The sequence below is a fragment of the Lentzea sp. CC55 genome (assembly GCF_021056325.1).
GTDB lineage: Bacteria > Actinomycetota > Actinomycetes > Mycobacteriales > Pseudonocardiaceae > Lentzea > Lentzea jiangxiensis.
Map to the genome: position 1 here is coordinate 40,577 of NZ_JAJCXE010000026.1, position 24,846 is coordinate 65,422.

Genomic DNA, 24,846 nt, shown 5'->3' on the forward strand with positions numbered 1-24,846 from the left:
CCGCGTCCGGGACGACGATCAGCCCTTGCCGGGGTGGCCCTTGCCCTTGGCGGGCGGCGCGGGCTTGTCGTGCGCCGGCTTCTTGGCGGGCTCCTCGTGGTGCGGGCTCACCTCGGCGACCAGGACCGGGGCCGGCGTCTGCGTCTGCGTCCGGGGTGGGTCGGTGGTCGGTGCCGGGGCGGCGGTCGTGGACGCCGGAGGAGGCGCGGTGGTGGTCTGGGCGGGTGCGGACTCGCCGGGAGGCGACGGTGAGAGGACCGCGAAGGCGACGCCCGCCGCGGCCACCACGGTCGCCGTGGCCGACACGGCGAGCACACGCGCCGTGCGCCGTGGTCGCGCGGGAGGCAGGACGTGGGTGATCGGCCGGTCCGGATCGCGCAGCACCCGCGCGCACTCCGCGGCGCTGGGGCGGCGGCGCGGGGACAGGGACGTCATCAGCATCAGCAGGCGTTCGAGGTCGGGAGGAAGGCCTTCGGGGATGAAGGGTTGCCGGTGCAGCCGCGCCACCGCGGCCTCGATCTCGCTGCCCTCGTACTCGCGGTGGCCGGTGAGGCATTCCAGCAGGACCAGGCCGAGCGCGTAGATGTCGACCGCCTGGCCGAACTCGTCGCCGCGCACCTGTTCCGGGGCCAGGTAGGCGGCGGTGCCGACCACCTGGTCTGTCCTGGTGAGCCGCGTCGAGCCGATCAGCCTGGCGAGGCCGAAGTCGGCCAGGTGGGCGTTGCCGTGCCGGTCGAGGAGGATGTTGGACGGCTTGATGTCGCGGTGGACGACATCTCGCGCGTGGACGTACGCGAGCGCATTGGCCAGCTGGGCGCCGAGGTGCCGCACGTCGTCCACCGCGAGCGGCCCGTCGGTGAGGCGCTCGCGCAGGGTGGGACCGTCGATGAGCTGCAGGACGACGAACGGGGCACCGTCGGCGGTGCCCGCGTCGTGCACCCGGACCAGGCCGGGGTGGGACAACGCGGCGAGGGTCTTGACCTCGTTGGCGAACCGGCGCTCGTGCGAGAGCTCGGACCCGGCCCGGAAGAGCTTGACCGCGACGTCGCGGTGGAGCCTGGTGTCCCGGGCGCGGTGGACCTCGGCCATGCCGCCGGTGCCCAGCAGCTCGGCGATCTCGTAGCGGTCGGCGAGCCTGCGGTCGTGAGCGGACGAGGTCATCGCAACCCTTCTCCGGCGGTCGGTCGCCCCGTGTGTTCCCTCGTCCGGAGAATCCCAACCACCCGGATTCCGCCGGGCGGTCGACGACGACCGCCCGGCGGCGGGTGGGTGCCTCGGTTCAGCCGCTGACCGAGGCCGAGAAGTTGTCGACCGCCAGGCCGACACCGCCGTTCCACGGCTCGAACCCGGCCTGGATGCTGGTCAGGTACCAGGAGCTCGTGATCGCACCGCGGGCGCGTACGTCGTTGATGAAGTCGAGCACGTTGAACGACCACGAGGTGATAGCCGACGGCGCGACGTAGGAGATGACGTTGTTGGAGCCGTTGCTGCCCCGCCACACCTGCCAGCTGCGCCCGCCGATCGTGGTGGTGCCGACCGCGCTGCCGATGGGCTGGATCGAGCCCTGGCGGTGGAACCAGATCATGATCTCCATCTGGTTCACGCCGTTGGTCTTCGGCGTGGGGTCGAGCCAGATGTCGTACGAGGCGTTGTAGGTGCCGCCCGCGTACCGGTAGTTGATCGACGACGTGGCGCTGCGGATCCGGCTGACCTGCATCGGCAGGGTCGAGCCGGGGGAGCAGTTGGTGTAGTGGCAGCCGAGGAACACCGACGGGTACGACACCGGCGCCCCGTTGGTCGGGGCGGAGCCCTGCTGGGTGGTGATCTGGAAACCGGACGACGTGGCGTTGATGCACTGCTGCGCCGAGGTGCCCCACCGGTTGTTCTGGACCACGTAACGGCCCTGGATGGTGGTCGAGCCGTACTGGTCGCAGATGGTCACATCGGCCTGGGCCGGACCCGTCGTCGCGATCAACGTGCTCGCGACGAGGAGGCCGGCGGCAGCGACGGCACGGATGGTCCTTCGCATGATGACTCCTACAGGAGAGTATGGGAGCGCTCCCAATGTACCGGCGTGTCAATGAGCGTGCGAATTCGTCGAATGGGTGCGTGAATGGCCCAATGGGGGAGAAACCGCTGGTAGAGCGGGTTTTCGTGGTTATCTCCGGGTGTCGAACGACAGGTCGAATCGACGGTGTCATTCGGCGGGGCTGCTTTCTTGATCAGCGCAGTTCCCGGATCCCGGCAACGGTCTTTTCAGCCGTGGATGAACGTCCGGCCTGTGCCCCGTGCAGGCTCGCTAGGCTCGATCGACTCGACCACGTCGCCCGGGGGAGCCAGTGCACCGTTTCGCGGCCAGCCCTGCCCTGGCGAGACTGGAGTGGATCCTCGACGGCCTGGACGGCACACCCGGCTGGGGAGCGGACGCGTCCGACGTGTTCGCGGCCGCGTTCAGCGCCGTGGTCACGCCCGAGCGGTACGTCGAGGTCACCCGTGACCGTGCTGCCCGCTACGCACCGGTCGTCGTGGTCGGTCTCGACGTCGGCGAGACCACCGCGCGGGCGCGGATCCTCCGCCACGACGGCACCGTCGACGTCGTCACCTGCGTCGTCGAGACCGCACGGCCGCATCGGATCGCCACCACGTGGGTCGAAGGACTGGTGCCGGCCGGTCTGACACCGGGTTTGCCGGCCGATTTCACCGGGCACGACCTGCCCTCCGCCGCCACGGGTGCCCGGCTGGTCGTGTTCTCCGGGGTGCCCGGCAGCGGGAAGAGCACCCTGGCCGACGCCGCGGGCGCCGAGCTGGGGATCCCGGTCTTCGCCACCGACTGGCTGCTCGGCGCGCTGACCCCGTTCGGAGGGCGCCATTTCGACGACCCGCTGGCGATGGCCGAGGAAGTGCTCACCACGCTCGCCCTGCGGCAGCTCCTCGCCGGGCAGTCCGCCATCCTCGACCACCCCACCGAACTGGTCGCGACCAGGGAGCGCTGGCGCAGCCTGGCCCGCCGGGCCGGCGCGGAGTTCCGCGTGGTCGAGTGCCGGTGCTCCGACCCGCGGGTCCACCGCGCGAGGCTCGAAGGCCGCAGCCGCGGAATCCCCGGCTGGCACGACTCGGGCGACTGGTCCGACGTGCGGCAGCGGCTCGCGAGCTTCCCCTCCTGGCACGGGGAGGCGCTCACCGTGGACACCGTGCAGCCGCACGAGCTCGCCCTGGCCGCGGTCCTGCGGCACATCACCGCCTGACCGGCTCGCACGCCACGGCGATGACGGGTGCTACTGGGTGGCTTCCTGCTGCTCCAGCCACTTCAAGACCGCCCGGTTCAGCTCTTCCGGCCGTTCCTGCTGGATCCAGTGACCGGCGTCGAGGCTGATCACCTCCGCGCGGGGCACGAACTCCGCCAGCCTCTCCGACCTGGCCACCGGGTCGCGGTCGCCGTGGACCACGAGCGCGGGCTGTCGCAGGACCGGGTCCGCGTCCGCCAGCAGGTGCCAGTCGCGGTCGAGGTTCCGGTACCAGTTGATGCTGCCCGTGAACCCCGTCGCCTCGAACGCGGAGACGTAGACGGCCAGTTCGTCGTCGCTCAGCAGGGGGTCGCCGAGCGGCGTTTCGGCGGTGGCGAGGTCGATCATCACCATGCCCGGCCCGGGTTCTCCGGGGGGCACGTTCTTCCGGTAGAGGTTGCGCAGGAAGCGGGACGTGTTCGTGTCGAGCACGGCGTCCGCGACGCCGGGCTGCCGGGCGAAGTGGACGAAGTAGAAGTCGCCGCCGAGCACGGCTTCCATCGACTCGATCCAGGGGCGTTCCCCGCGCTCCTGGTAGGGCAGGCTCAGGTTGACCAGCTTGCCGACCCGGTGCGGGTGCAGCAGGGCCAGTCCCCAGACGACGAACGCACCCCAGTCGTGGCCGATGAAGGTGGCGTCGGAGTAGCCGTAGTGGTCGAGCAGTCCGACGAGGTCTCCTGTCAGGTGTTCGATGTCGTAGTCCGCCACGCCGGCCGGGCGGGACGAGTTCCCGTAGCCCCGCTGGTTCGGGACGATGACGTGGTAGCCCGCCTCGACGAGGGCCGGCAGCTGGTGGCGCCAGGAGAAGGCGTGTTCGGGCCAGCCGTGGCAGAGCACGACGGGCTTTCCCGCGTTGTGCCGCCCTGCTTCGAAGACTTCGAGCTGCACGCCGTTGACCGCGACGAGGGTGGGCTCGGGGAAGGCGGTGGAGTTCGCCGGTGGTGTCATGGCGCGATCATGCTGACCGAAAGCGGTCATCCCGTGACCGCTTTCCCCGGGAATCTTGCGACATGCGCACCGATCGGCTCTTGGCCGTCCTCCTCCTGCTGCAACGACGCGGGCAGGTGACGGCGGCGGAGGTCGCCCGCGAACTGGAGGTCTCCGAACGCACCGCCCGTCGTGACCTCGACGCCCTGGCCACGGCCGGGGTGCCGGTGTACTCCCTGCGGGGCCGGGGAGGCGGCTGGCGTCTCGTGGGAGGTGCCCGCACCGACCTGTCCGGGTTGACCGCGAGCGAGGCACGCGCCCTGTTCCTGGTCGCCGGCCCGGCCTCGGCCGCGACACCGGGCGTGAAAGCCGCTCTGCGCAAGCTCATTCACGCCTTGCCGGAGCCCTTCCGGGAGCAGGCCGAGGCAGCGGCGGCCTCGGTGGTCGTGGACCCGCGGCGGTGGGGGTCGGGTCCGGACGGGCACCGGCCGCCCCGCTTCCTCGACCAGCTGCAGGACGCGGTGATCCGCGGCGTCCAGGTGCGGCTCGGCTACGTCGACCGCGAGGGCGCCGAGACCGGGAGGACCGTCCACCCGCTGGGTGTCGTCGCCAAAGGCCCCTCGTGGTACCTCGTGTCCTGCACCGAGGCCGGGCGCCGGACCTTCCGGATCGACCGCGTGTCGTCGGTGGACCCGACCGGCGAGCCCGTGCACCGGCCCGAGGGCTTTGACCTGGCCGAGAGCTGGCGCGCCATCGCGGACGAGGTGGACCGCGGGCGAACGCCCCTCGAGGCCCGGGCGCTGTGCACGCCCGGTGAGCTCGGCGTGCTCCGGATCGCGTTCGGCGGCCGTCTCGAGGTGGGCGGTGCCGTGGCGGACGGCCGCATCGAGGTCGTGGTCCGCGGCCGCGACGAGCACGTGCTCGCCGGCGAGCTCGCCGCGTTGGTCGACTGGGTCGAGGTGACCGGTCCCGCCGGTGTGCGGGACCGCCTGGCCTCGATCGGCAGCGCGCTCGTCGGCAGATACGCCTGAGACAGCGGCAGATCGCCCTTCACGGTCGCGGGGCTGAGGTGACCGGCCCGCGGCTCAGTCCCGCGGCCCGCGCGCCGCGAGCTTGCGCTGGGTCCGGCGGCCCTGCGCGACCATCACCGGGATCGCGCGCAGGCCGAAGCGCGGGAAGGTGTCGGCGAGCCGGGCCAGTGCTCCGCGCCACCCCGGCACGGTGGTGACCGGTTTCGGCCTGTCGAGCACCTTGGCGACGGCGGCGGCGATGTCGGCGGGCTGCAGCAGCGTGCCGGAGAACGACAGCGCCGCCGCCGGGTCGTCGAGCTTGTCGTACAGCATCGGGGTCCAGATGCCGTCCGGGCAGACGCACGAGATGGCGACGTCCCGCACGCCCGCCTGCCGGAGGTCGGCGAGGGTGCTGAGGCTGAAGCCGATGGCCGCGTGCTTGGAGGCGGCGTAGACCGCCTCGCCCACGACGGGCGTGATGCCCGCGAGGGACACGACGTTCACGACGTGGCCGCCCCCGCGACCGCGCATGGCCTCGATCGCGGCGACCGTCCCGTTGATGGTCCCGAGGGCGTTGACCTCGACCATCAGCCGCCGGGTGGCGGCGTCCTGCTCCCACGCGGGACCGGTCACGAGCACGCCCGCGTTGTTGACCCAGACGTCGAGCCGGCCGGCACGGGCGACGATCTCGTCGCGCGCCGCCGCCACTGCCTCGTCGTCACGCACGTCGAGCACGCGTGCGATCGCGCCGAGCTCGGTGGCCGTCGCGGTCGCCGTGGCTTCGTCGACGTCGGTCACCAGCACCGTGTAGCCGCGGTCGACCAGCATCCGCGCGACCAGCTTGCCCACGCCGCGTCCCGCTCCGGTCACGACCGCGCCCGCTTTCGCCGTCATGGCAGGAGTATCGCGTTCTTCCGCGCCACCGCGAGAGGCATCAGGCGGAGTGCCACGTCACGGCGCTTTCGGTGTCCGCGCGGCTGGTGCGGAAGCCGTTGGCCGGGTGCGTCGTGTCGGGGTGGCCGAACGAGACCCCGACCACGACGCGGCGGGAGTCCGGGAGCCCGAAGTGCTCGCGCAGGAAGCCGGAGCACCCCGCGAGCGCGGCCTGGGGTGCCGCGCCGAGGCCGAGGCTCTGGGCAGCGAGCAGGAACGAGTTGAGGTAGAGCCCGCAGTCGATCGCGCCGTAGACGCCGAGGTCGGCTTCGGTGGTGATGATCGCGACGTGCGGTGCGCCGAAGAACTCGAAGTTGCGCAGCATCTGCCGTGCGGCGCCCTCGTGATCGCCGCGTTCGATGCCGAGGCTCGTGTAGAGCTGCTTGCCGCACTCGCGCCGGCGTTCCCGGTAGGCGCCCGTGTACTGCGCGGGGAAGGGGAAGTCCGGCTGGCCGGGACCGGTTCGCAGGTGGTCGAGCAGCCCGCTGCGCAACCTGTCCGTCGCGGCGCCTTCGGTGACGATCACCTGCCACGGCTGGGTGTTGCACCACGACGGGGTGCGCTGAGCGAGGGCGAGCATCTGCTCGATGGTGTCCCTCGGAACCGGCTCGGGCAGGAACTGCCGACAGGTCCACCGCTCGGCAAGCAGGCGGGTCAGCGCCTCGTGCAGGTCCGGGGACGTGACGGTGGCCGTGCTCACGGGAACCTCCAACGCGGTCTCGATCCGGGCCGACGCTAGCACGAACCAGTCTCGAAAAGAGACCACCTTCGGTAGGCTTCCGCGCATGCGGTACGAACAGCTCGCCGACCTGCCCTGCTCGATCACCCGCCCGCTGGTGGTGCTGGGGGACCGGTGGACGCTGCTGGTCCTGAAGGAGGCGTTCTCGGGGGTGCGGCGGTTCAACGCGTTCCAGAGCAACCTCGGGATCCCGCGCAGCCGCCTGCAGGACCGGCTCGGCAGGCTGGTGGACCACGAGATCCTGGTGCGGAGGCAGGCCGACGACGGGGACCACGCCGAGTACCGGCTCACCCGCAAGGGGCACGGCCTCTACCCCGTCCTGATGGCGATCAAGGACTGGGGCGACGCCCACATGGCACCGGACGGTCCGCCCGTGCGATACCGGCACCGCGAGTGCACCGGTGAGGCACGGGTCGCGCTGGCGTGCGACTGCTGTGGAGAGCTGATGACGGCGCACGACGTCCAGCCCGAGCCCGGTCCCGGTCTTCTGCCGTACGTGGAGGCGGGTGCGCGGAACTAGTTCTCCTGCGGCCACGGCAGCTGGATCCGGTCGCCGGCTCGGCGCCTGATCATGTGGCGGTGGTAGTGGAACACCGTCTGCGACGCGTCGGCGCCGACGTTGTCGATCATGTTCAGGTGCTCCCAGCCGAGCGCGTTGGCGAGCTGGGCGGCCCGCACCGCCACGGTGCCGGTGACCGTGGGGTCCTCGGTCGCGGAGGCGACGTGGCAGCGGGGCAGGACGAGGACGTGGCCCCCGCCGGCGGTGACGGCGTCGAAGGGGATGATCGCGATCGCGTCCGGCCACTCGTGGACGACCTCGGCCGGGACCTCGCCCGCGGCGATGGAGCAGAAAGTGCAGGTCTGGGTGGTCGGCATGATCCCCACCCTGATTCGAGTGATCGACTGGAGGAAGGCGTTGCCCGTTTCCTCGCGCAACAGGAAACGGCGCGGCTCACTTCGTCGTGCTGCACGCGGGGCGCACCGGACAGGGCTCACCCGCGTCACCGGTTCACGGCGTCCCGACCCGCTCGGCCACCGCGGCGAGACGGCGTGAGTTGACCGGGTCGGGCGCCCGGAAGTGCAGTTGCCGCGCCATCTCGAGTGCGCGGCGCGCTGCGTCGAGATCGCCTGCCACGGCGTGCACTTCGGTCACGTCGAGATGGGCGGCGACGGCGAGATGCACATCATCGGTGTCGTGGTAGAGCTGTGCGGCGGTGTCGAAGTGGCCGGCCGCGGCCGTGGTGTCGCCGAGGACGCGGAGGCTGCGGCCCAGCTCGCTGTGCGCCAGGCCCTCGGTCATCTTGTTGCCGGCGTCCGAGACCGGGGCCAGCGAGGCGCGGAAGTGCTCGACCGCCTCGTGGTGCCGATGGGCCCGTGCGTGTGCCTGGCCGAGGGAGACCAGCGAGTCGCCTTCCTGGCCGAGGAGACCGTCCTCGCGGGCGATGGCCAGTGACCGTTCGAGGGCTTCGACCGCGCCGGTGAAGTCGCCGAGCAACGACTTCGCGTCGCCGATGTTCTGCAGCGTGATCGCCAGGTAACCGCGGTCGTCCGTCGCGGTGAACACCGGCAGGGCCGCCTCGTACGAGGCGAGGGCGCGGGCGTCGTCGCCCAGTTCGTGGTACATCCAGCCGAGGTTGTTGAGCGTCGCCGCTTCTCGTTTCCGGTTCCCGGTTTCCTGCGCGAGCGCGAGGCACCGCTGCTGCTCCACCACCGCCTCGGCGACGCGTCCGGCGCGGACGAGGGCGATCGAGAACTGCACCCGGACCGGGCATTCGAGGTCGGCGTCGCCGAGTTCCACCACGGCGTCGACCGCGGCCCGCAGCAGGCGCGTGCCGAGCGACCACGCGCCGCGGTGCTCGAAGAACCCGCCCATCAGGAACGGGATCTGCCAGGCCGCGTCGTGCCGTCCCGTGGACGTGGCGTGGCGGGCCAGCGCGATGAGGTTCGACTTCTCGTCGTCCAGCCACGCCAGCGCGTCGAGCGCGGTGCCGAACGGTGCCGCCGGGTCGGCCGCGAAGACCATCGGGCGGTACGGCACGAGCAGCCGGTCCACCGCGGCCAGCCTGCCAGCGTACCACGCGTAGAGCCGGTCGAGCGCCACCCCGCGGTCCCGCGGGTCCTCCTCCTCGTCCGCGCGTTCGCCGGCGTACAACCCGAGCAGGTCGTGGAACCGGTAACGACCGTCCACGTGGGACTGCAACAGGTGGGCGTCGTGCAGCAGCTCCAGCAGCCGCGTGCTCTCCGCGGTGCCGGTGGCGTCCAGCGCGGCGGCGGCCTCGGGTGTCGCGTCGAACCCCGGGACCAGGCCGAGCCGCCGGAACAACCTGCGCGCGGACGGTTCGAGGCGTTCGTACGACAGCGCGAACACCGAGCGCACGGCCGCCTGGCCGTCGTCCGCGACCTCCAGCGCGCACAACCGGTTGCGGGCCAGGCCGGCGACGAAGTCGGCGAGACGGCGGCGCGGTTCGTCCAGCAGGTTCGCGGCGGCGATCCGCAACGCCAGCGGCAGATGACCGCAGGCCTCGGCGACCGCGGCGGCGGCCTCGGGCTCGGCGTCGACCCGCCTCTTGCCGAGAAGCGCCACGAGGAGTTCGTGCGACTCCTGCGGGCTCAGCGGCGCCAGCAACAGGCGGTGCGCCCCGTTGATCGCGACGAGGCCACCGAGACGGCTCCGCGAGGTCACCACCGTCACGGTCGTGGCCGTGCCGGGCAGCAGCGGCCGGACCTGGTCCACGTCGTGCGCGTTGTCCAGCAGCACGAGCATTCTGCGGTCCGCCACCAGGGACCGGTACAGCCCGGCCGCGCTCTGGGGTTCCTGGGGAACCTGCTCGGCCGGCACGCCCAGCGCGCGCAGGAACTCGCTCAGCGCGTGTGCCGCGTCGACCGGCTCGGCGGTGGCGGCTCCGCGCAGGTCGACGTAGAGCTGGCCGTCGGGGAAGTCGGCACGCCTGTGGTGCGCCCACCGCAACGCGAGCGCGGTCTTGCCGACACCGGCCGCACCCGCGATCGCGGAGATCGTCACCAGGCCCGCGCCGCCCGCCACCACGGCGTCCAGTTCCCCGAGCTCGCCCACCCGGCCGCTGAAGTCGCGGGGCGCGGCGGGCAGCTGCGCCGGCCGGGGACGGCTCGGCCGCGCCGGGAGGTCCAGCACCGGATCGGCCCGCACCACCTCCTGGTACCGGGTGCTCAGGGCCTCGCCGGGATCGACTCCCAGCTCGTCGCGGAGCAGTTCCCTCGCCTGGTGGTAGGTCGCCAGCGCGTCCGCCTGCCTGCCGCAGCGGTAGAGGGCGAGCATGAGCTGGGCCCGCGCCCGTTCGTGCAACGGGTGCCGCGCCACCACCTCGGTCAGCTCCGCCACGAGCTCGTCGTGCCTGCCGAGCTCCAGGTCGACGTCGACGCGCTCGGCCAGCACCGCGAGCCGGCGGTCGGCCAGCGCGTCGGACATCGTCAGCACGGCGGGGACGTCGGCGAACTCGGCGAGCGGAACACCGCGCCAGAGCCCGAGGGCTTCGCGCAGCAACGCGGTGCGCCGGCCCGGGTCGACGGTCGCGTGGGCGTCCGCGACCAGCCGCCGCATCTCGTCGGCGTCGCACTCGTCCGGTGCCACGACGAGCCGGTAACCCGCCGGCCCGTGGACGATCCGGTCCGGATCGCCGAGCTTCCTGCGCAGCCGGTGTACGTAGAGCTGCAGCGTCTTCCTCGCGGACGCGGGTGGTTTCGCCTGCCACAGCGCGTGGGCGAGCGCGTCGGCGGAGACCGGCGAGTTCGCGTTGCACAGCAGCACGGCGAGCAGACGGCGGAGCATCGGCTGGTCCAGTTCGACGTCTTCCCCGTCCACCGCGAGGCGAAGTGGACCGAGCACGCCGAATTGCACCTTCATGACTGCCTCCCCGGGGACAACGGTGGCACCGCGCCGATGAAACCGCAGTGAAACCGAGGAACTCCAGGGTGTTCCGCAGACGTTCCAGCCGAATTTCCAGCTACCGCGGAATCGCGTGGACAAGGGGGAGAACATGCGGTGGAGAAAGCTCGCCGGCAGGCTCAGGACCGCGGGGGTCGTCGTGGCCTCGCTGACCGGCGTCGTCCGACGGGGCATCCGGCGACGGCCGGCACACCGGCCGTGATGGCCGACAGGTCTTGCACGGTGACCACCCGGTGGATCTGCAAGACGGCACCGCTGTGGGTCGGCAGCGGTGCCAATCCCCACATCACCACGGTGGGCATCCCGTGGGGAGCACCGTGGGAGCCGGGCGAGCCGGAAGAGGTCAACTCGTTCGTCATCGTGCGGTACCTCGACGCTCCGGGAGACCCGGAAATCCTGCGCGACAACAAGAAGCGCGGAGAAGAACACGACATCTGGCGCAAGGGCTGGCCGGCCGGCAACTACTCGGCCGAGCTGCACTGCCGCTATTCGTACCAGGGCGCCACCCTCAACTTCGACAACTGACGGACCAGGAGTGAAAATGCGCAGAAACGGTGTTATCCCGGCATTTCTCGGTGCGGCCCTCGTGGCGGCGCTCACCTTGGCAACGCCGGCGTCCGCCGCCCAGGACCCGCGGTCCGGCGGTGTCACCGCACTGGCCGACTGCCCGCGGGTCTCGAACTCCTACGACATCGGTCCCGGCGCCACGGGCGGCAACGTCCTGGAGGTGCAGTGCCTGCTGAACCGCACGCTCTCGTGGAACGCGTTCCCGTTCGTGATCAAGCGCGACGGCGAGTACGGCCCGATCACCGCCGCGGCGGTGTGGGAGTTCCAGGAGTGCGTCAACGCCAGGGGCACCGCGATCGGGGTGGACGGACGCGTCGGCCCGGAGACCCTGCCGCACCTGCGCTGGTGGGGGAACGTGCACAGCCCCGCCACCGGTGAGCGGATCTGCTGACGGTTCTCGGAACGGATCGCGGCCGCGAGCGCCGCCGTCCTGCTGCTCACTTCGGCGCGGGCGGCGGTGCCACCGGCGGGGGTGGCGGCCAGAGCCGCCTGTCCCGCGGAGCGAACGGATCCGATGTCCGCCGCGATGGCGGCACGGGCGTGCGACGGCCGCGTGGAGGTGCTGTCCCAGCACATGGAGACGGCCAGGGTGCAGGCCCGGCCGGACGGCGGTTCCAGCGCCGAGATCCGGGTGCGCTGACGAAGTCGGCTCGGCTTTCCGGTGGCCGCTCCTCGGAGCGGTCACCGGTTCGCCACGACCGGGCGTTGCTGCGGCAGGAGTCACGAGCGAATGGGGTTCGAACGCGGCAGCGCATTTGTCCTATGTGGACGAGATCGTCCGCCTGGTCGGTCAGGACGCCGGTGGGTTCCGCCGGAACTGACCTGGGACACCGTGGAGCGCGAGTTCGGTGTGCGGTTCCCGTCGGACTACCGGGCCTTGATGGAACCCGGAGCAGAGCGCCGAGGAACTCATGAGCGTCAAGCGCCACAACGCAGGGCACCCCGGGCCGATGTCGAGGGTCCTCCACGAACTCCTGGTGTGCACCGGCAAGGACAACCTCCTGGGGTGAGACCTCTCGGCCATTCCGGTCAAGTTCTCCAGGTACCTGCGCGACTTCTGGCGAGGCAGCGGTCCGGCGCGGACAGTTCACCACGGGCGTCAGCCGTCGGCGAGGTCCTGCCCCATGAGCCGGCCCGTGAGCTCGACGCAGCGCATCCGGGCGGGGGAGAAGTCGTAGGGCATCTTGGTGAACGCTTCGTAGGCGCTCATCTCCCTGTCCTGCTCCCCGTCGTCGTCGACCGCGAACAGCTCCTCGTCGGCGGCGTCCAGCCCTGCGGCCTCGATGGCCCGCTCCAGTGCCTTGTGGTGGGCGAAGCGCTGGGCGGCCAGGTCGTCGACGCGCGGGTCGTCGGGTGCGACGCCGTCGTCGAGGGCGGCTTCGGCCGCGTCGAGGCGGTCGTCCTCGGCCCGGAGTTCGGGATGGGTGGCCAGCACGACGAACACACCTGCCTGGACCGCGGCGGCCCGCGCGCCGAAGATCCGCTCCGTGACCATCAGGGCGTCCACATCGGACGGACGCAGCGCTCCGGGAGGCAGGTGGCGGAGCCGGTCCGCCACCAGGTCCGAGAGCAGGCCCAGCGGGCTGCCCACCGCGCGCAGGCGCCGGACGGCCGCTCGCTGGCGTCGGATGGCGGCTTCCTGGGCGGCGAGCGCCTCCTCCAGGCGGTCCAGGTTCTCCTCGACGTCGCGGCTGCCGTCGAACGCGGCCCGCATGTCGTCGAGCCTGATGCCGGTTTCCGCCATCTTGCGGATCCACAGCAGCCGGATCATGTCGTCGTGGCCGTAGCGGCGACGGCCGTCCGCGCCCCGCTCGGGCTCCGGGAGCAGGCCGATCTGGTGGTAGTGGCGCACGGCGCGCGGGGTGGTGCCGGCGAAGGCGGCGGCGTCGCCGATCTTGACGTGGCGGGGAGGCGTGAACGAGAGGTGCATCGCGGGCGGTGCCTTTCGAGCGGGGGTACCGCGAAGGACAGCACATGCCGCTGCGTCAGGTGCAACTCCCCGCCCGTCGAGCCCGGACCGGCCCGTCGGGTGACGGGCCGGTCCGGTGGGTCAGCCGGTGAGGTGGGCCGCGACCGTGCCGGCGATCTCGGCCATCGGCACCGGGTGGGTCATGTCACCGTGGGTGGTGGCGACGGGGTGGACGTGGAGGGTGCCGGTGAGGTGCGGCGTCCACGCGTCGGGGTGGGGTGAGGAGTCGGTGCGGCCTTCGGTGGCCAGGAAGAACAGGGCGTCGCCGCGGTAAGGGGTCGTGGGCGTGTGGGTGTCGGAGAGGTGGCGGTTGTGGGCGAAGACGGCCGGGAGGGCGGCCACGGCGCGGGCGCCGAGGACGGGGACCAGGTCGTCGAGGGAGGTGCGGCCCAGGGAGGCCAGCAGGTCCGCGGTGGGGTCGAGGTCGGCTGCGGGGGAGGCGGGGTTGCCGGGGTAGCCGTCCAGGAGCGCGAGGAACGCGACCTCCGCGTTCTCCGCCTGGAGGCGGGTGGCGACGGCGTGGGCGACCTGGGCGCCGAAGGACCAGCCCAGCAGGTGGTAGGGGCCTTCTGGCTGGACGGCGCGGATCTCGGCCACGTAGTCCTTGACCATCTCGTCCAGGGTGCCGGTCCACGGTTCGGTGAGGGCGCGGGACTGCAGGGCGTGGACGGGGCGGTCGTCGAGGTGGCGGAGCAGTCCTGAGTAGACCCAGCCGATGCCGGCGGCGGGGTGGACGCAGAACAGCGGTGCCCTGGAACCGTTGGAGCGCAACGGGAGCAGGACGTTGAGGGGATCGGTGCCTGCCTCCTCCAGGCGCGTGGCCAGCCCCGCGGGGGTGGGGGCGTCGAAGACGGAACGGATCGTGGCGCGCACCCCCAGGGCACGGCGGACGCGGTCGACGAGGCGGGTGGCGAGCAACGAGTGGCCGCCCAGGTCGAAGAAGTCGTCGTCGACACCGACGGAGTCGAGGCCGAGGACGTCGGCGAACAGGGCGCAGAGAACGCGTTCGCGGTGGTCGCGCGGCGCACGGGTGGGCTTGCGGGTGAAGTCGGGGGCGGGCAGGGCCCTGCGGTCGAGCTTGCCCGACGGGCTCAGGGGCAGTTCCGGCACCGCGACGACGGCCGCGGGGACCATGGCCTCGGGCAGCGACCGCGCCGCGAACTCGCGCACCGCCACCGGGTCGAGGTCAGCCGAAGCAACCGCGTAGACGACCAGGCGCTTGTCGCCGGGACGGTCCTCGCGGACCACCGCGGCCGCCTGGACCACCGACGGGTGCGCGGAGACGGCGGCGGCGACCTCGCCCAGCTCGATCCGGACGCCGCGGATCTTGACCTGGTCGTCGGTGCGGCCCAGGTACTCCAGCACGCCGCCGTCGTGCCAGCGGACCAGGTCACCGGTGCGGTACATCCGCTCGCCCGGCCGGTGGGGGTGCGGGACGAACCGCTGGCCGGTCGTCGCGGGGCGGTTGAGGTAGCCGGTGGCCAGCTGGGTGCCGGAGAGGTAGAGCTCGCCGGTCGCGCCGGCGGGCACCGGGGACAGGGCCGGGTCGAGGACGTAGACCTGCGTGTTCCACACCGGGCGGCCGATGGGGACCGACGGCGTCGCGTCGTGCCCGAACCGTTGCCAGGTCACGTCCACGGACGCCTCGGTGGGGCCGTAGAGGTTGTCGAGGTGGGCGGCGAAGCCCGCGGTGAAGCGCTCGGCCAGCGGGGTGGGCAGGGCCTCGCCGCTGCAGACGACCTGGCGCAGGCCGGGGCAGCGGCCGGGCGCGACGGAGGCGGTGAAGACCTCCAGCATCGACGGGACGAAGTGGGCGACGGTGACGCCCGCGTCCTCGACCAGGTCGGCCAGGTAGGCGGGGTCCTTGTGGCCCTCGGGCCTGGCCACGACCAGGACCGCGCCGGTGATCAACGGCCAGAAGAACTCCCACACCGACACGTCGAAGCTCGACGGCGTCTTCTGCAGGACGCGGTCCGCCGGGGTGAGGCGGTAGCGGTCCTGCATCCACAGCAGGCGGTTCACGATGCCGGAGTGGGGGACGACCACGCCCTTGGGCTTGCCGGTCGAACCCGAGGTGTAGATGACGTACGCCGCGTCGTCCGGGGTCGCCGACGGCAGCGCGACGTCCTCGGCGACCGCGGGCAGGGCGGCCAGCGACTCCGGCGTCAGGACGAGCACCGGGTCGGCGTCGGCCACCATGTGCGCCACCCGGTCGGCCGGGTAGCCGGGGTCGACGGGCAGGTAGGCCGCGCCCGTCTTGTGCACGGCGTACAGCGCGACGATCAGCTCCAGCGACCTCGGCAGCGCCACACCGACCGTGCGGCCGGGGGCGGCACCCGCGCGGTGCAGGGCGCGGGCCAGCGCGGTGGCGCGGTCGTCCAGTTCGGCGTAGGTCAGGCCGGTGCCGTCGAACTCGACGGCGGGGGCGTGCGGGGTCCGGGCGACCTGGGCGGAGAAGAGGGCGGGCAGGGTGGTGGCGGGCACGTCGGCGTCGGTGTCGTTCCAGTCGTGGAGGATCACCGCGCGCTCGGCCGGGTCGAGGACGTCGATCTCGCGGGTGCGCAGGCCGGGATCGGCGGCGACGGCGGCCAGCACGCGGACGAACCGGTCGGCGAGGCCGCGGGCGGTGCCGGCGTCGAACAGGTCGGCGGAGTAGGCCAGGGAGCCGTCCAGCCCGCCCGCGGGGTTCTCGGCGAAGCCCAGGCCCAGGTCGAACTTGACGCTCTGCGCGCCGATCTCGTGCTCGGCGACAGCCAGGCCCGGCAGCGACAGGTCGGCCTGGCCGGTGTTCTGCAGCACCAGCGACACCTGGAACAGCGGGTGCCTGGCCAGGGAGCGGGCCGGGTTCAGCTCCTGCACGAGCCGTTCGAACGGCAGGTCCTGGTGCTCGAACGCGCGCAGGTCGGTCTCCCGGACCCTGGCGAGCAGGTCGGTGAACGCGGGGTCGCCCGCGGTGTCGACGCGCAGCACGAGGGTGTTGACGAAGAACCCCACGACGTCGTCCAGCGCGCGGTCCGCGCGACCGGCGACCGGGGTGCCGATCGGGACGTCGGTGCCCGCGCCGAGGCGGGTGAGCAGGGTGGCGAGCGCGGCCTGCAGGACCATGAACAGCGTCACCCGGTGCTCCCGGGCGAGCTCCAGCAGCCGGGCGTGCAGGGCGGCGCCGATCTCGACGGGCACGGTGCCGCCCCGGTGGGTGGCGACGGCGGGGCGGGGGCGGTCGGTGGGCAGCGCCAGCTCGTCGGGCAGGCCCGCGAGCGCGCCGCGCCAGTGCTCGACCTGGCCGGTGAGCAGCGAGTCGAGCAGGTCGCGCTGCCACAGGGTGTAGTCGGCGTACTGCACGGGCAGCGGTGCCCAGCCGGGCTCGGCGCCCGTCAGCCGTGCGGTGTAGGCGGTGCGCAGGTCCCGCACCAGCGGCCCGAGGGACGCGCCGTCGACGGCGATGTGGTGTAGCAGCAGGAGCAGCACGTGCTCGTCCGGGCCAACGGCGAACAACGTGGTGCGCACGGGCGCGTCCACGGCCAGGTCGAACTCCTCGCGGGCGGCGTCGGCGAGCGCGGTGTCGAGGTCCGCCGGGGCGAGGCCGACGACGTCCAGCACGGGCCGCCAGCCGTCGAGGACGACCTGGCACGGGGTGCCGTCGACCTCGGGGAAGACCGTGCGCAACGCCTCGTGCCTGCCCACCACGTCGTGCAGGGCTGCCTCGAGCGCGACGAGGTCCAGCGCACCGGTCAGGCGCAGCGCGTACGGGACGGCGTAGCCCGCGCCCTGGTTCTCCAGCCGGTTGAGGAACCACAGCCGGGACTGGGCGGGCGACAGGGGCAGCACCCCCGGCCGGGGTCCGGCGACCAGCGGCGGGCGGACGGGCCTGCCCGCGGCGCGGTCGACGGCGGCGGCGACGCCCTCGACGGTGGGGTCGGCGAAGAGGTCGGCCAGCGAGAGCTCCGCCTCGAACGTGGTGCGGACGCGGGCGATGAGCTTGGCGGCCAGCAGCGAGTGGCCGCCGAGGTCGAAGAAGCTGTCGCGCGCCCCGACGCCGTCGACGCCGAGCAGGTCGGCGAAGAGACCGCAGAGGATCTCCTCCCGCGCCGTGCGCGGCCGGACCTGGCCGGCGGGCGCCTCGGCAGACGGGGCGGGCAGGGCACGGCGGTCGAGCTTGCCGTTGGGCGTGAGCGGCAACGCGTCGAGCACGACGAACGCGCCGGGCACGAGGTAGTCGGGCAACGCGGCGGCGGCGTGCCGGCGAACGGCGGCGATGTCGAGCGCACGGACTCCGTCGGCGCCGGGGGTGCGGGCCTCGGCGGTGCCGGGCGCGCCATCCCCGGTGGTGTCGAGCGCACGCACCTCGGCGGCGCCGTCCGTGTCCGACTCGGTGGTGTCGAGCGAGCGGACCTTGGTGGTGCCGTCCGTGTCCGGCCCGGTGGTGTCGAGCGAGCGGACCTTGGTGGTGCCGTCCGTGTCCGACTCGGCGGTGTCGAGCGCACGCACCTCGGCGGTGCCGGGCGCGCCATCCCGGGTGATGTCGAGCGCACGCACCTCGGCCGTGCCGTCCGTGTCCGACTCGGTGCTGCCGTCCGCGGCCACCAGGTAGGCGACCAGGCGCTTGTCGCCGGGCCGGTCCTCGCGGACGACGACGGCGGCCTGGGCGACGGCGGGGTGGCGGGTGAGCACCGCGCCGACCTCGCCCGGCTCCACCCGGAAGCCGCGGATCTTGACCTGGTCGTCGGTGCGGCCGACGTACTCCAGCACGCCGCCGGCGCTCCAGCGGCCCAGGTCGCCCGTGCGGTACATGCGCTCGCCGGGGCCGTCGAACGGGCTGGTGACGAACCGGCCCGCGGTGAGCCCGGACTGGCCGAGGTAGCCCTCGGCGAGACCGAGGCCGGACAGGTACACCTCGCCGACCACACCGGGCGGCACCGGCTGGAGGGCCGCGTCGAGCACGTGGGTGCGCTTGTTGGCGAGGGAGCGTCCGATCGGCACGGACCGGCCGAGCGCGTCGGCCGGTGCCACGGCGTGGCTCGTGCCGATGATCATGTTCTCCACCGGGCCGTAGCCGTTGACCAGGCGCACGTGCGGGTGGCGGCGCAGCAGTTCACCGACGTGGCGGGTGGAGGCGGCCTCACCGCCGGTCATCACCTGGTGCAGCCCGGCGAAGACATTCGGGTGCTCGTCGACGAGGTGGTTGAGCAGGCTGGCCGACAGGTAGGCGGTCGTGACGCCGTGCCGGGGGATGAGCCGGGCGACGACGGCGGGTTCGGGTCGCGAGCCGGGGTGCAGCACGCAGGCGGCGCCGGTCAGCAGCGGTGAGAACAGCTCCAGCACGAAGGCGTCCCACGACGCGGGCGAGCACTGCAGCCACACCTGCTCCGGGCCGAAGTCCAGGAACGACTGCGACAGCAGGCTGGCCACGATCGAGCGGTGCGAACCCAGGATCCCCTTGGGCCGCCCGGTGGAGCCCGAGGTGAACATGACGCAGGCCGCGTCCGTCGGCGCGCCGGGGACCTCGACCGGCGCGGCGGGCACCCCGGCGGCCTGCGCCATCCGCCGCGGTGTCAGGGTTTCACCGACGCCGGCGTCGGCGCTGATCTCGCGGACGCGGTCGGCGGGCAACGCCGGGTCGAGCACCGTGTAGGCGGCGCCCGCCTTGAACGCGCCGAGCACGGCGGCGACGAGGTCGACCCCGCGGTCCAGCGCGATGCCGACGACGTCCCCGCGCCGCACACCGCAGTCGCGCAGGTGCCGGGCGACGCGGTTCGACCGCTCGTCCAGTTCGCCGTAACCGATCTCGGCGTCGTCGGTGATCAGCGCGACGGCGTCGGGGTGGGCGGCGGCGCGGGCGGAGAACAGGGCGTGCACGGTCGAGTCGGGGAAGGGCGTGCCGGTGTCGTTCCACTCGTGCAGCACCAGCGCGCTGTCGGCGGGGGAGAGCACGGGCAGGCGGTCGACGGCCCGGCCGGGATCGGCGGCGACGGCGTCCAGGACCAGGGTGAGGGCGGTGAGCAGGCGGCGCGCGGTGGCCGGGTCGAACAGGTCGGTGCTGAACTCGAGCGTGCAGTCCAGGCCTCCGGCGCGGGGCTTCTCGTCCACGGTCAGGGTGAGGTCGAACTTGGCGTTGCCCTGCGTGCCGTCGGCGAGGCGCACGTCGAGCCCGGCCAGGCGGGGACCGTCCCCCTCGCCGCCGGTCAGCGACAGCGCCACCTGGAACAGCGGGTGGCGGGCGAGCACGCGCGGCGGGTTGAGCTCCTTCACCAACCGGTCGAAGGGCACGTCGGCGGCGGCGTAGGCGGCCAGGTCGGCGTCGCGGACGCGGGCCAGCAGGTCGGTGAACGCGGGTCCGCCGCCGGTGTCCACGCGCAGCACCAGCGAGTTGACGAAGAACCCGACCAGGTCGTCCAGGACCTCGTCCGGGCGGCCCGCGACGGGCGTGCCGACGACGACGTCGGTGCCCGCGCCCATGCGGGTCAGCGCGGCGGCGAGGGCGGCGTGCACGACCATGAACAGCGTGGCCTGGTTGGCGCGCGCCAGGTCGGTGAGGGCGGCGTGGGTGCCGGCCTCGACGCGGGCGGTGACGGCGTCCTTGGCGTGGGTGGGGTCCGCCGGGCGGGACCGGTCGTAGGGCAGGGACAGCTCCTCCGGCAGGCCGTCCAGCACCGTCTTCCAGTGCTCCACGCGGCTGTCGAGGTCCAGTTCCCGCTGCCAGAGCGTGTAGTCGGCGTACTGCACCGGCAACGGTGCCCAGCCGGGCTCGCGGCCGGCCAGCCTCGCCTCGTAGGCGGTGCCCAGGTCGCGCAGCAGCGGGCCGCTCGACACGCCGTCGCCCGCGATGTGGTGCAGGGCCAGCACGAGCACCGACCCGGTGTCGCACGTGGACAGCAGGGTGGCGCGCAGCGGGAGGTCGGTGGCGAGGTCGAACGAGGCGCTCGCGGCCTCGTCGACGAGGCGGTCGAGGTCGGCGGCGGAGCAGCGGTGCGAGGTGAGCACGTCGCCGAACTCGGCGAGGACGTGCTGGCGCGGCTGCCCGTCGACGGCGGGGAACACCGTGCGCAGGCTCTCGTGGCGGGTGACGACGTCGCGCAGGGCGGCGGCGAGGGCGGGCACGTCGACGCGCCCGGTCAGGTGCAGGGTCAGCGGGATCGTGTAGGCGCGGTCCTGGCCGCGCACGCCCGCGAGGAACCACAGGCCCTGCTGGGCCGGCGAGAGCGGCACCACCTCCGGGCGCGGGCGGGCCGCCAGCGGCGGGTGGACCGCGCCCGAGGCCTTGTCGAGAGCGGCGGCGACCCCGGCGACGGTGGGCGCGCGGAAGAAGGCGCGCAGGCCCAGTTCGGCGCCCAGCGCCGCGCGGACGCGGCTGATCAGTCGCGTCGCGAGCAGGGAATGCCCGCCCAGGGCGAAGAACCCGTCGTGGACGCCGACCGCCTCCAGGCCGAGCACGTCGGCGAACAGTCCACAAAGGATGCGTTCGCGTTCGTCGCGCGGTTCCCGGCGGACCGGTGCCTCTTCCTCGACGTGTTCCGGCACGTCCTCGCGCGCCGGGGCAGGTGCGGTGGGCAGGCCCAGCCGGGACAGCGGAACGTCCGGTGTGGACAGTGCGAGGTCGAGCAACCGGACCAGGGTTTCGCCGAGGTGCACGACGAAGGCGCGGTCGAGCCGGTCGGCGGCGTACTCGAGCTGGCAGTCCATGCCGCCGTCGGCGCGGTGGGCGAACACCACGCTCAGGTCGAGCTTGGCCGCGGCGAGGTCGAGCGGTTCCACGGCGACGTCGAGCCCGCCCAGCCGTGGCGGGGCCGAGTCCTCCTGGAGCACGAGCATGACCTGGTAGACCGGGTGCGCCCGGGAACCGCGGTCCACGCCGAGCCGTTCGACGACCCGCTCGAACGGCACGTCCTGGTGGGCGTAGGCGTCGAACGCGGTCTCCCTGGCCCGGCACAGCAGCTCGGCGAAGCCGGGGTCGCCGGAGAGGTCGGTGCGCAGCGCGAGGGTGTTGCCGAAGAACCCGACCAGGTCGTCCAGCGCGGGGTCCTGCCGGCCGGAGACCGGCGTGCCCAGCACGACGTCCGGCCCGGCGCCGTTCAGGCCGAGCACGGCGCTGACCGCCGCCTGCAGGCCGACGAACGGGGTGCAGCCCGCCGCACGGGTCGCGTCGGCCAGCCGTGCGCGGAGCGCCGCGGGCAGCTCCACCTCGACGATCCCGGCCCCGGTGCCGCGTCCGCCGGCGGGGAGCGCGATCCGCTCGGGAAGGCCGGCGAGCGCGTCCTCCCAGTACGCCAGCTGCTCGGCGAGCAGGCTGCCCGGGTCGTCCTCGGCTCCGAGGACCTCCCGCTGCCACAGGGCGAAGTCGCCGTACTGGACCTCCAGCGGCTCCCAGTCCGGGCTGATGCCCGCCGCACGGGCGGTGTAGGCGGCGTCGAGGTCGCGCAGCAACGGACCGAACGAGCCGCCGTCGGCCGCGATGTGGTGCAGCAGCACCAGCAGCACGTGCTCGTCGGGCGCGACCCGGAACAGCGTGGTGCGCAACGGGATCTCGGTCGCGAGGTCGAACGGCCGCGTCGCCGCCGCGACCAGCGCCGCGGGCAGTTCGGCGTCGACGACCTCGAACGGCGGCCTCGCGTCCTCCACGACGAGGTGCCCCGGCGTCCCGTCCACGACGGGGATGACCGTGCGCAGCACCTCGTGCCGGTTCGCCACGTCCGCGACGGCGGCGCGCAGGGCGGTGATGTCCAGTGGTCCGCGCAGCCGCAGGGCGACCGGGACGTTGTAGGCGGAACCGGGACCGTCGAGCTGGTCGAGGAACCACAACCGTTGCTGGCCGAACGACAGTGCGGACATGGCAGGGCTTTCCTTTCTAGGCGGACGGGATCCGCAGCGCGCGGGCGGCCGTGATCGGCCCGCCGAACGCGACCAGCGCGGTGACCGCCCAGGCGAGCTCGGGCGAGGTGAGGCCGGCGAGGGCGCCGGAGAGGGCGTAGGCGAAGGGGGCGCAGCCGATGCCCGCCAGCGCGAGCATCGCCATGGCGGTGCCGAGCCGGTCGGCCGGGGCCGCCTTCTGGTAGAGCGTGACGGCCGCGGGCCCGTTGAGCCCGGAGCAGACGCCGAGGGCCGCCGACAACACGGCCATCACCGCGAGGGACGGGGCGAGCACCATGCCCACCAGCAGCACGCCGATGCCGATGCCGCTGCCCACCAACCGGATCGAGAGCGGTACGCGTTCGCCGACGACGGCACTGATGCCGGCTCCGGCCAGCGCGCCGCCCGCCCAGCAGGCGATCACCAGGCCCACGGCGGAGACGGCCCAGCCGCGGTCGATCACCAGCACCGGCAGACCGGGGTTCATCGGCCAGGCGAACGCGAAGTCCAGGCACAGCGCGGAGAGGAACAGCAGGCGCAGCTTGCGGTCGGAGCGCAGCAGCTTCAGCCCGTCGCCGGTGCGCTTCCACATCGGCACCCCGCTGGGCGCGCCGGTGGGGGCGGAGATCTCCTTCGTGACCGGGGCCAGGCACAGCAGCGCGACCACGCAGCCGACCGTCACCACGCCCAAGGCGACCGGGAGCTGTCCCTCGGCCACGAGCCACGCGCCGAACGGTGAGCCGACGATCGGCGCGAACCGGGCCACCATGGTGCGCACGGAGTTCGCCCGGCCGAGCTGCTCGCCGTCCACCATGCGCGGCATGAGCGTGCCGAACGACGGCGTGCCCAGGCCCAGCAACGCGCCTTCCAGCGCGGCCACGACCACGAGCAGCCACACCGACGGCGAGGTCAGCGCGATCACCGTGGCGACGGCGAGCACCGCGATCCGCACGGAGGTGGTGCGCAGCAACACGACTCGAGGTCCCAGTGCGTCGCACAGCACCCCGCCGAAGATCATCGCCAGCGCGCGGGGCACCGACTCGGCCAGGGTGACCAGGGTGACGGCGGTGGTGCCGCCCATCTGCGCGGCCGCCCACACCGCGGCGATGAAGAACACCTGGTCGCCGATCAGCGACACGCCCTGGCCGCCCAGCACGACTCCGACGCGGGACCAGGGAGACCTTCGGGGCGGGGACGGGCGTGCGTCGCTGACAGTCGTCTGGGACATGGGAAGGACCTCTCTCAGCGCGCGTGCAGGGTGACGGGCAGGTGGTCGAAGCCGAAGTTGATGATCGACTGGTTGTGCACCGGCTCCCCGGTCACCTCGATCTCGGCGACCTGGTCCAGCAACGCCCGGTAGACCGCGCCGAGCTCGGCCTTGGCCAGCGGCGCGCCGATGCAGTAGTGCGGGCCGACGCCCAGTGCCAGGTGCCGGTTGGGCGAGCGGTCCAGGCGCAGCTCGTGCGGGGCGTCGAAGGCGGCCGGGTCGTGGTCGGCGGCCCACGTCCACACCGCGACCTTGTCGCCGGCGCGGACGTCGGCCCCGCCGAGCCGGGTGTCGCGGGTGGCGGTGCGCAGCACGTGCAGGCCGACCGAGGTGTAGCGCAGCAGCTCGTCGGTGGCGGAGTCGACGTCGACGGCGCCCTCCCGCAGCCGCTGGAACTCCGCGGGGTTGTCCAGCAGCGCCATGATGCTCATCGCCGCGGTGTGCCGGACGGTCTGCACGCCGCCGACGATGATGTTGTCCAGGTTGAGGACGACGTCCTCGATCGGCAGCGGCCTGCCCTTCACCCGGTGGGTGGCGAGGACGCTGATCAGGTCGTCGGACGGCGCCGTCCGGCGCCGCATCGCCTGGTCGAACAGGTACGGCAGCAGCCGTTGGTGAGCCGCCCTGCGGTCCTGCGGCGTGGTGCCGAGGAACGCCGCGTCGCACACCGACACGACCATGTCGCGGTCGGCCTCGGGGATGTCGAGGACGTCGCACATGACGACCAGCGGCACCGTGGCCATGACCTCGACGAGGTCGACCTGACCGCGGGCCACCGCGTCCGCGACCACCTGCGCGGCGAGGTCGTTGATGCGCTCGGTGCTGCCGCGCACGCCCTTGGGGGAGAAGAACGGCAGCAGCGGGGCGCGCAGCTCGCGGTGGTGCTTGCCGTCGGTCAGCGCCATCATCTTCCCGGCTCCGGCGGGGGAGCCGCCGGAGCCGAGCAGGGAGCCGCCGGCGGAGGTGTAGGTGGAGGCGTCGGTGAGCACGGCCGAGGCGTGCTCGTAGGACAGCACCGACCACACCGGACCGTCCTCGGCGGTGTGGGTGAGCTGCACCGGCGCGAGAGCGCGCAGGTCGTCGACGAGCGCGCCGGTGCCGGGGTCCGCCCAGAGGCGGGCGTCGGTCAGGTCAACGGTCGTGGTGGTCACTGCGCGCTCCCAGGCAGAGGGTTCGGAGGAGGTCGGCCGGTCCGGGGTCGCCGGGTGCGACGAGCAGGTGCCCGCCCGGCAGCACCCTGGAGGTGAACGGGCCCGTGGTGCTGCCCGCCCACGTCCGCGGCGGGCTCGCGCCGGGGTCGGCGGCGCCCGCCAGGGCGTGGACGGCGAACCGGGCTGGAGGGCCCGGCCGGTGCCGGTAGGTCGCGCCGACGGCGATGTCGGCG

17 protein-coding genes and 1 pseudogene are annotated in these 24,846 nt (G+C 73.2%); 6 read left to right on the forward strand and 12 right to left on the reverse strand.

All coding sequences use genetic code 11. The features are described 5' to 3' along the window. Window positions 1–18: 18 nt before the first annotated feature. Window positions 19–1,161 carry a serine/threonine-protein kinase gene (locus L6E10_RS22480; protein ID WP_236221509.1) on the reverse strand — a complete coding sequence of 381 codons (1,143 nt, stop codon included), beginning with the start codon at window positions 1,159–1,161 and terminating at the stop codon, window positions 19–21. A 118-nt stretch (window positions 1,162–1,279) separates the two neighbouring features. Beyond that, on the reverse strand, window positions 1,280–2,029 hold the full coding sequence (locus L6E10_RS22485) for a hypothetical protein (RefSeq protein ID WP_090096537.1): 750 nt from the start codon (window positions 2,027–2,029) through the stop codon (window positions 1,280–1,282). Between the two features lie 310 nt (window positions 2,030–2,339). Between L6E10_RS22485 and L6E10_RS40905 the strand changes: the two genes are divergently transcribed. After that, window positions 2,340–3,245 carry an AAA family ATPase gene (locus tag L6E10_RS40905; protein WP_236221510.1) on the forward strand — a complete coding sequence of 302 codons (906 nt, stop codon included), beginning with the start codon at window positions 2,340–2,342 and terminating at the stop codon, window positions 3,243–3,245. Window positions 3,246–3,275: 30 nt separating this feature from the next. Here L6E10_RS40905 and L6E10_RS22495 read toward each other — a convergent pair whose 3' ends face one another. Next, window positions 3,276–4,232: an alpha/beta fold hydrolase gene (locus L6E10_RS22495; protein WP_236221511.1), complete on the reverse strand. Its 957-nt coding sequence runs from the start codon at window positions 4,230–4,232 to the stop codon at window positions 3,276–3,278. A 62-nt stretch (window positions 4,233–4,294) separates the two neighbouring features. Between L6E10_RS22495 and L6E10_RS22500 the strand changes: the two genes are divergently transcribed. Beyond that, window positions 4,295–5,242, forward strand: a complete 948-nt coding sequence (locus tag L6E10_RS22500) for a YafY family protein (RefSeq protein WP_236221512.1) — start codon at window positions 4,295–4,297, stop codon at window positions 5,240–5,242. 54 nt (window positions 5,243–5,296) lie between these two features. On the opposite strand, the gene L6E10_RS22505 is transcribed toward L6E10_RS22500, so the two are convergent. Together L6E10_RS22505 and L6E10_RS22510 are read right to left on the reverse strand one after the other, a co-directional pair. Further along, on the reverse strand, window positions 5,297–6,115 hold the full coding sequence (locus tag L6E10_RS22505; RefSeq protein WP_236221513.1) for an SDR family oxidoreductase: 819 nt from the start codon (window positions 6,113–6,115) through the stop codon (window positions 5,297–5,299). A 40-nt stretch (window positions 6,116–6,155) separates the two neighbouring features. Continuing rightward, window positions 6,156–6,854, reverse strand: coding sequence for a nitroreductase (locus tag L6E10_RS22510; RefSeq protein ID WP_236221514.1), 699 nt, complete (start codon window positions 6,852–6,854; stop codon window positions 6,156–6,158). Between the two features lie 85 nt (window positions 6,855–6,939). On the opposite strand from L6E10_RS22510, the gene L6E10_RS22515 reads away from it, so the two are divergent. Next, window positions 6,940–7,413: a helix-turn-helix domain-containing protein gene (locus tag L6E10_RS22515; RefSeq protein WP_236221515.1), complete on the forward strand. Its 474-nt coding sequence runs from the start codon at window positions 6,940–6,942 to the stop codon at window positions 7,411–7,413. On the opposite strand, the gene L6E10_RS22520 is transcribed toward L6E10_RS22515, so the two are convergent. Together L6E10_RS22520 and L6E10_RS22525 are read right to left on the reverse strand one after the other, a co-directional pair. Continuing rightward, entirely contained in the window at window positions 7,410–7,769 is a 360-nt protein-coding gene (locus tag L6E10_RS22520) for an HIT family protein (RefSeq protein WP_236221516.1), read from the reverse strand. The two genes, L6E10_RS22515 and L6E10_RS22520, sit on opposite strands and share 4 nt — an antisense overlap. 133 nt (window positions 7,770–7,902) lie before the next feature. Next, window positions 7,903–10,773 carry a BTAD domain-containing putative transcriptional regulator gene (locus L6E10_RS22525; protein WP_236221517.1) on the reverse strand — a complete coding sequence of 957 codons (2,871 nt, stop codon included), beginning with the start codon at window positions 10,771–10,773 and terminating at the stop codon, window positions 7,903–7,905. Window positions 10,774–11,037: 264 nt separating this feature from the next. Between L6E10_RS22525 and L6E10_RS22530 the strand changes: the two genes are divergently transcribed. The 3 genes from L6E10_RS22530 to L6E10_RS40415 all read left to right on the forward strand — a co-directional run bounded on the left by L6E10_RS22530 (window position 11,038) and on the right by L6E10_RS40415 (window position 12,022). Beyond that, window positions 11,038–11,340, forward strand: coding sequence for a hypothetical protein (locus tag L6E10_RS22530; RefSeq protein WP_236221518.1), 303 nt, complete (start codon window positions 11,038–11,040; stop codon window positions 11,338–11,340). A 16-nt stretch (window positions 11,341–11,356) separates the two neighbouring features. Then, window positions 11,357–11,773 (forward strand): peptidoglycan-binding protein, encoded by a 417-nt coding sequence (locus tag L6E10_RS22535; protein ID WP_236221519.1) that lies wholly within the window; start codon window positions 11,357–11,359, stop codon window positions 11,771–11,773. Window positions 11,774–11,896: 123 nt separating this feature from the next. Beyond that, window positions 11,897–12,022, forward strand: coding sequence for a hypothetical protein (locus L6E10_RS40415; RefSeq protein WP_275676885.1), 126 nt, complete (start codon window positions 11,897–11,899; stop codon window positions 12,020–12,022). Window positions 12,023–12,481: 459 nt separating this feature from the next. Here the strand turns inward: L6E10_RS40415 and L6E10_RS22540 are convergent, their stop codons facing one another. From L6E10_RS22540 to L6E10_RS22560, 5 genes and pseudogenes are all read right to left on the reverse strand, one after another. After that, a complete protein-coding gene (locus tag L6E10_RS22540; protein WP_236221520.1) occupies window positions 12,482–13,312 on the reverse strand; it encodes a MerR family transcriptional regulator in 831 nt (276 codons plus the stop codon). A gap of 120 nt (window positions 13,313–13,432) precedes the next feature. Continuing rightward, window positions 13,433–22,177: a non-ribosomal peptide synthetase gene (locus tag L6E10_RS22545; protein ID WP_236221521.1), complete on the reverse strand. Its 8,745-nt coding sequence runs from the start codon at window positions 22,175–22,177 to the stop codon at window positions 13,433–13,435. A gap of 16 nt (window positions 22,178–22,193) precedes the next feature. Next, window positions 22,194–23,423, reverse strand: coding sequence for an MFS transporter (locus L6E10_RS22550; RefSeq protein ID WP_236221522.1), 1,230 nt, complete (start codon window positions 23,421–23,423; stop codon window positions 22,194–22,196). Between the two features lie 14 nt (window positions 23,424–23,437). Further along, window positions 23,438–24,613: a cytochrome P450 gene (locus tag L6E10_RS22555; RefSeq protein ID WP_236221523.1), complete on the reverse strand. Its 1,176-nt coding sequence runs from the start codon at window positions 24,611–24,613 to the stop codon at window positions 23,438–23,440. Beyond that, window positions 24,594–24,846, reverse strand: a pseudogene (locus L6E10_RS22560) (hypothetical protein); the annotation flags it as partial. The pseudogene L6E10_RS22560 and the gene L6E10_RS22555, both read right to left, overlap by 20 nt.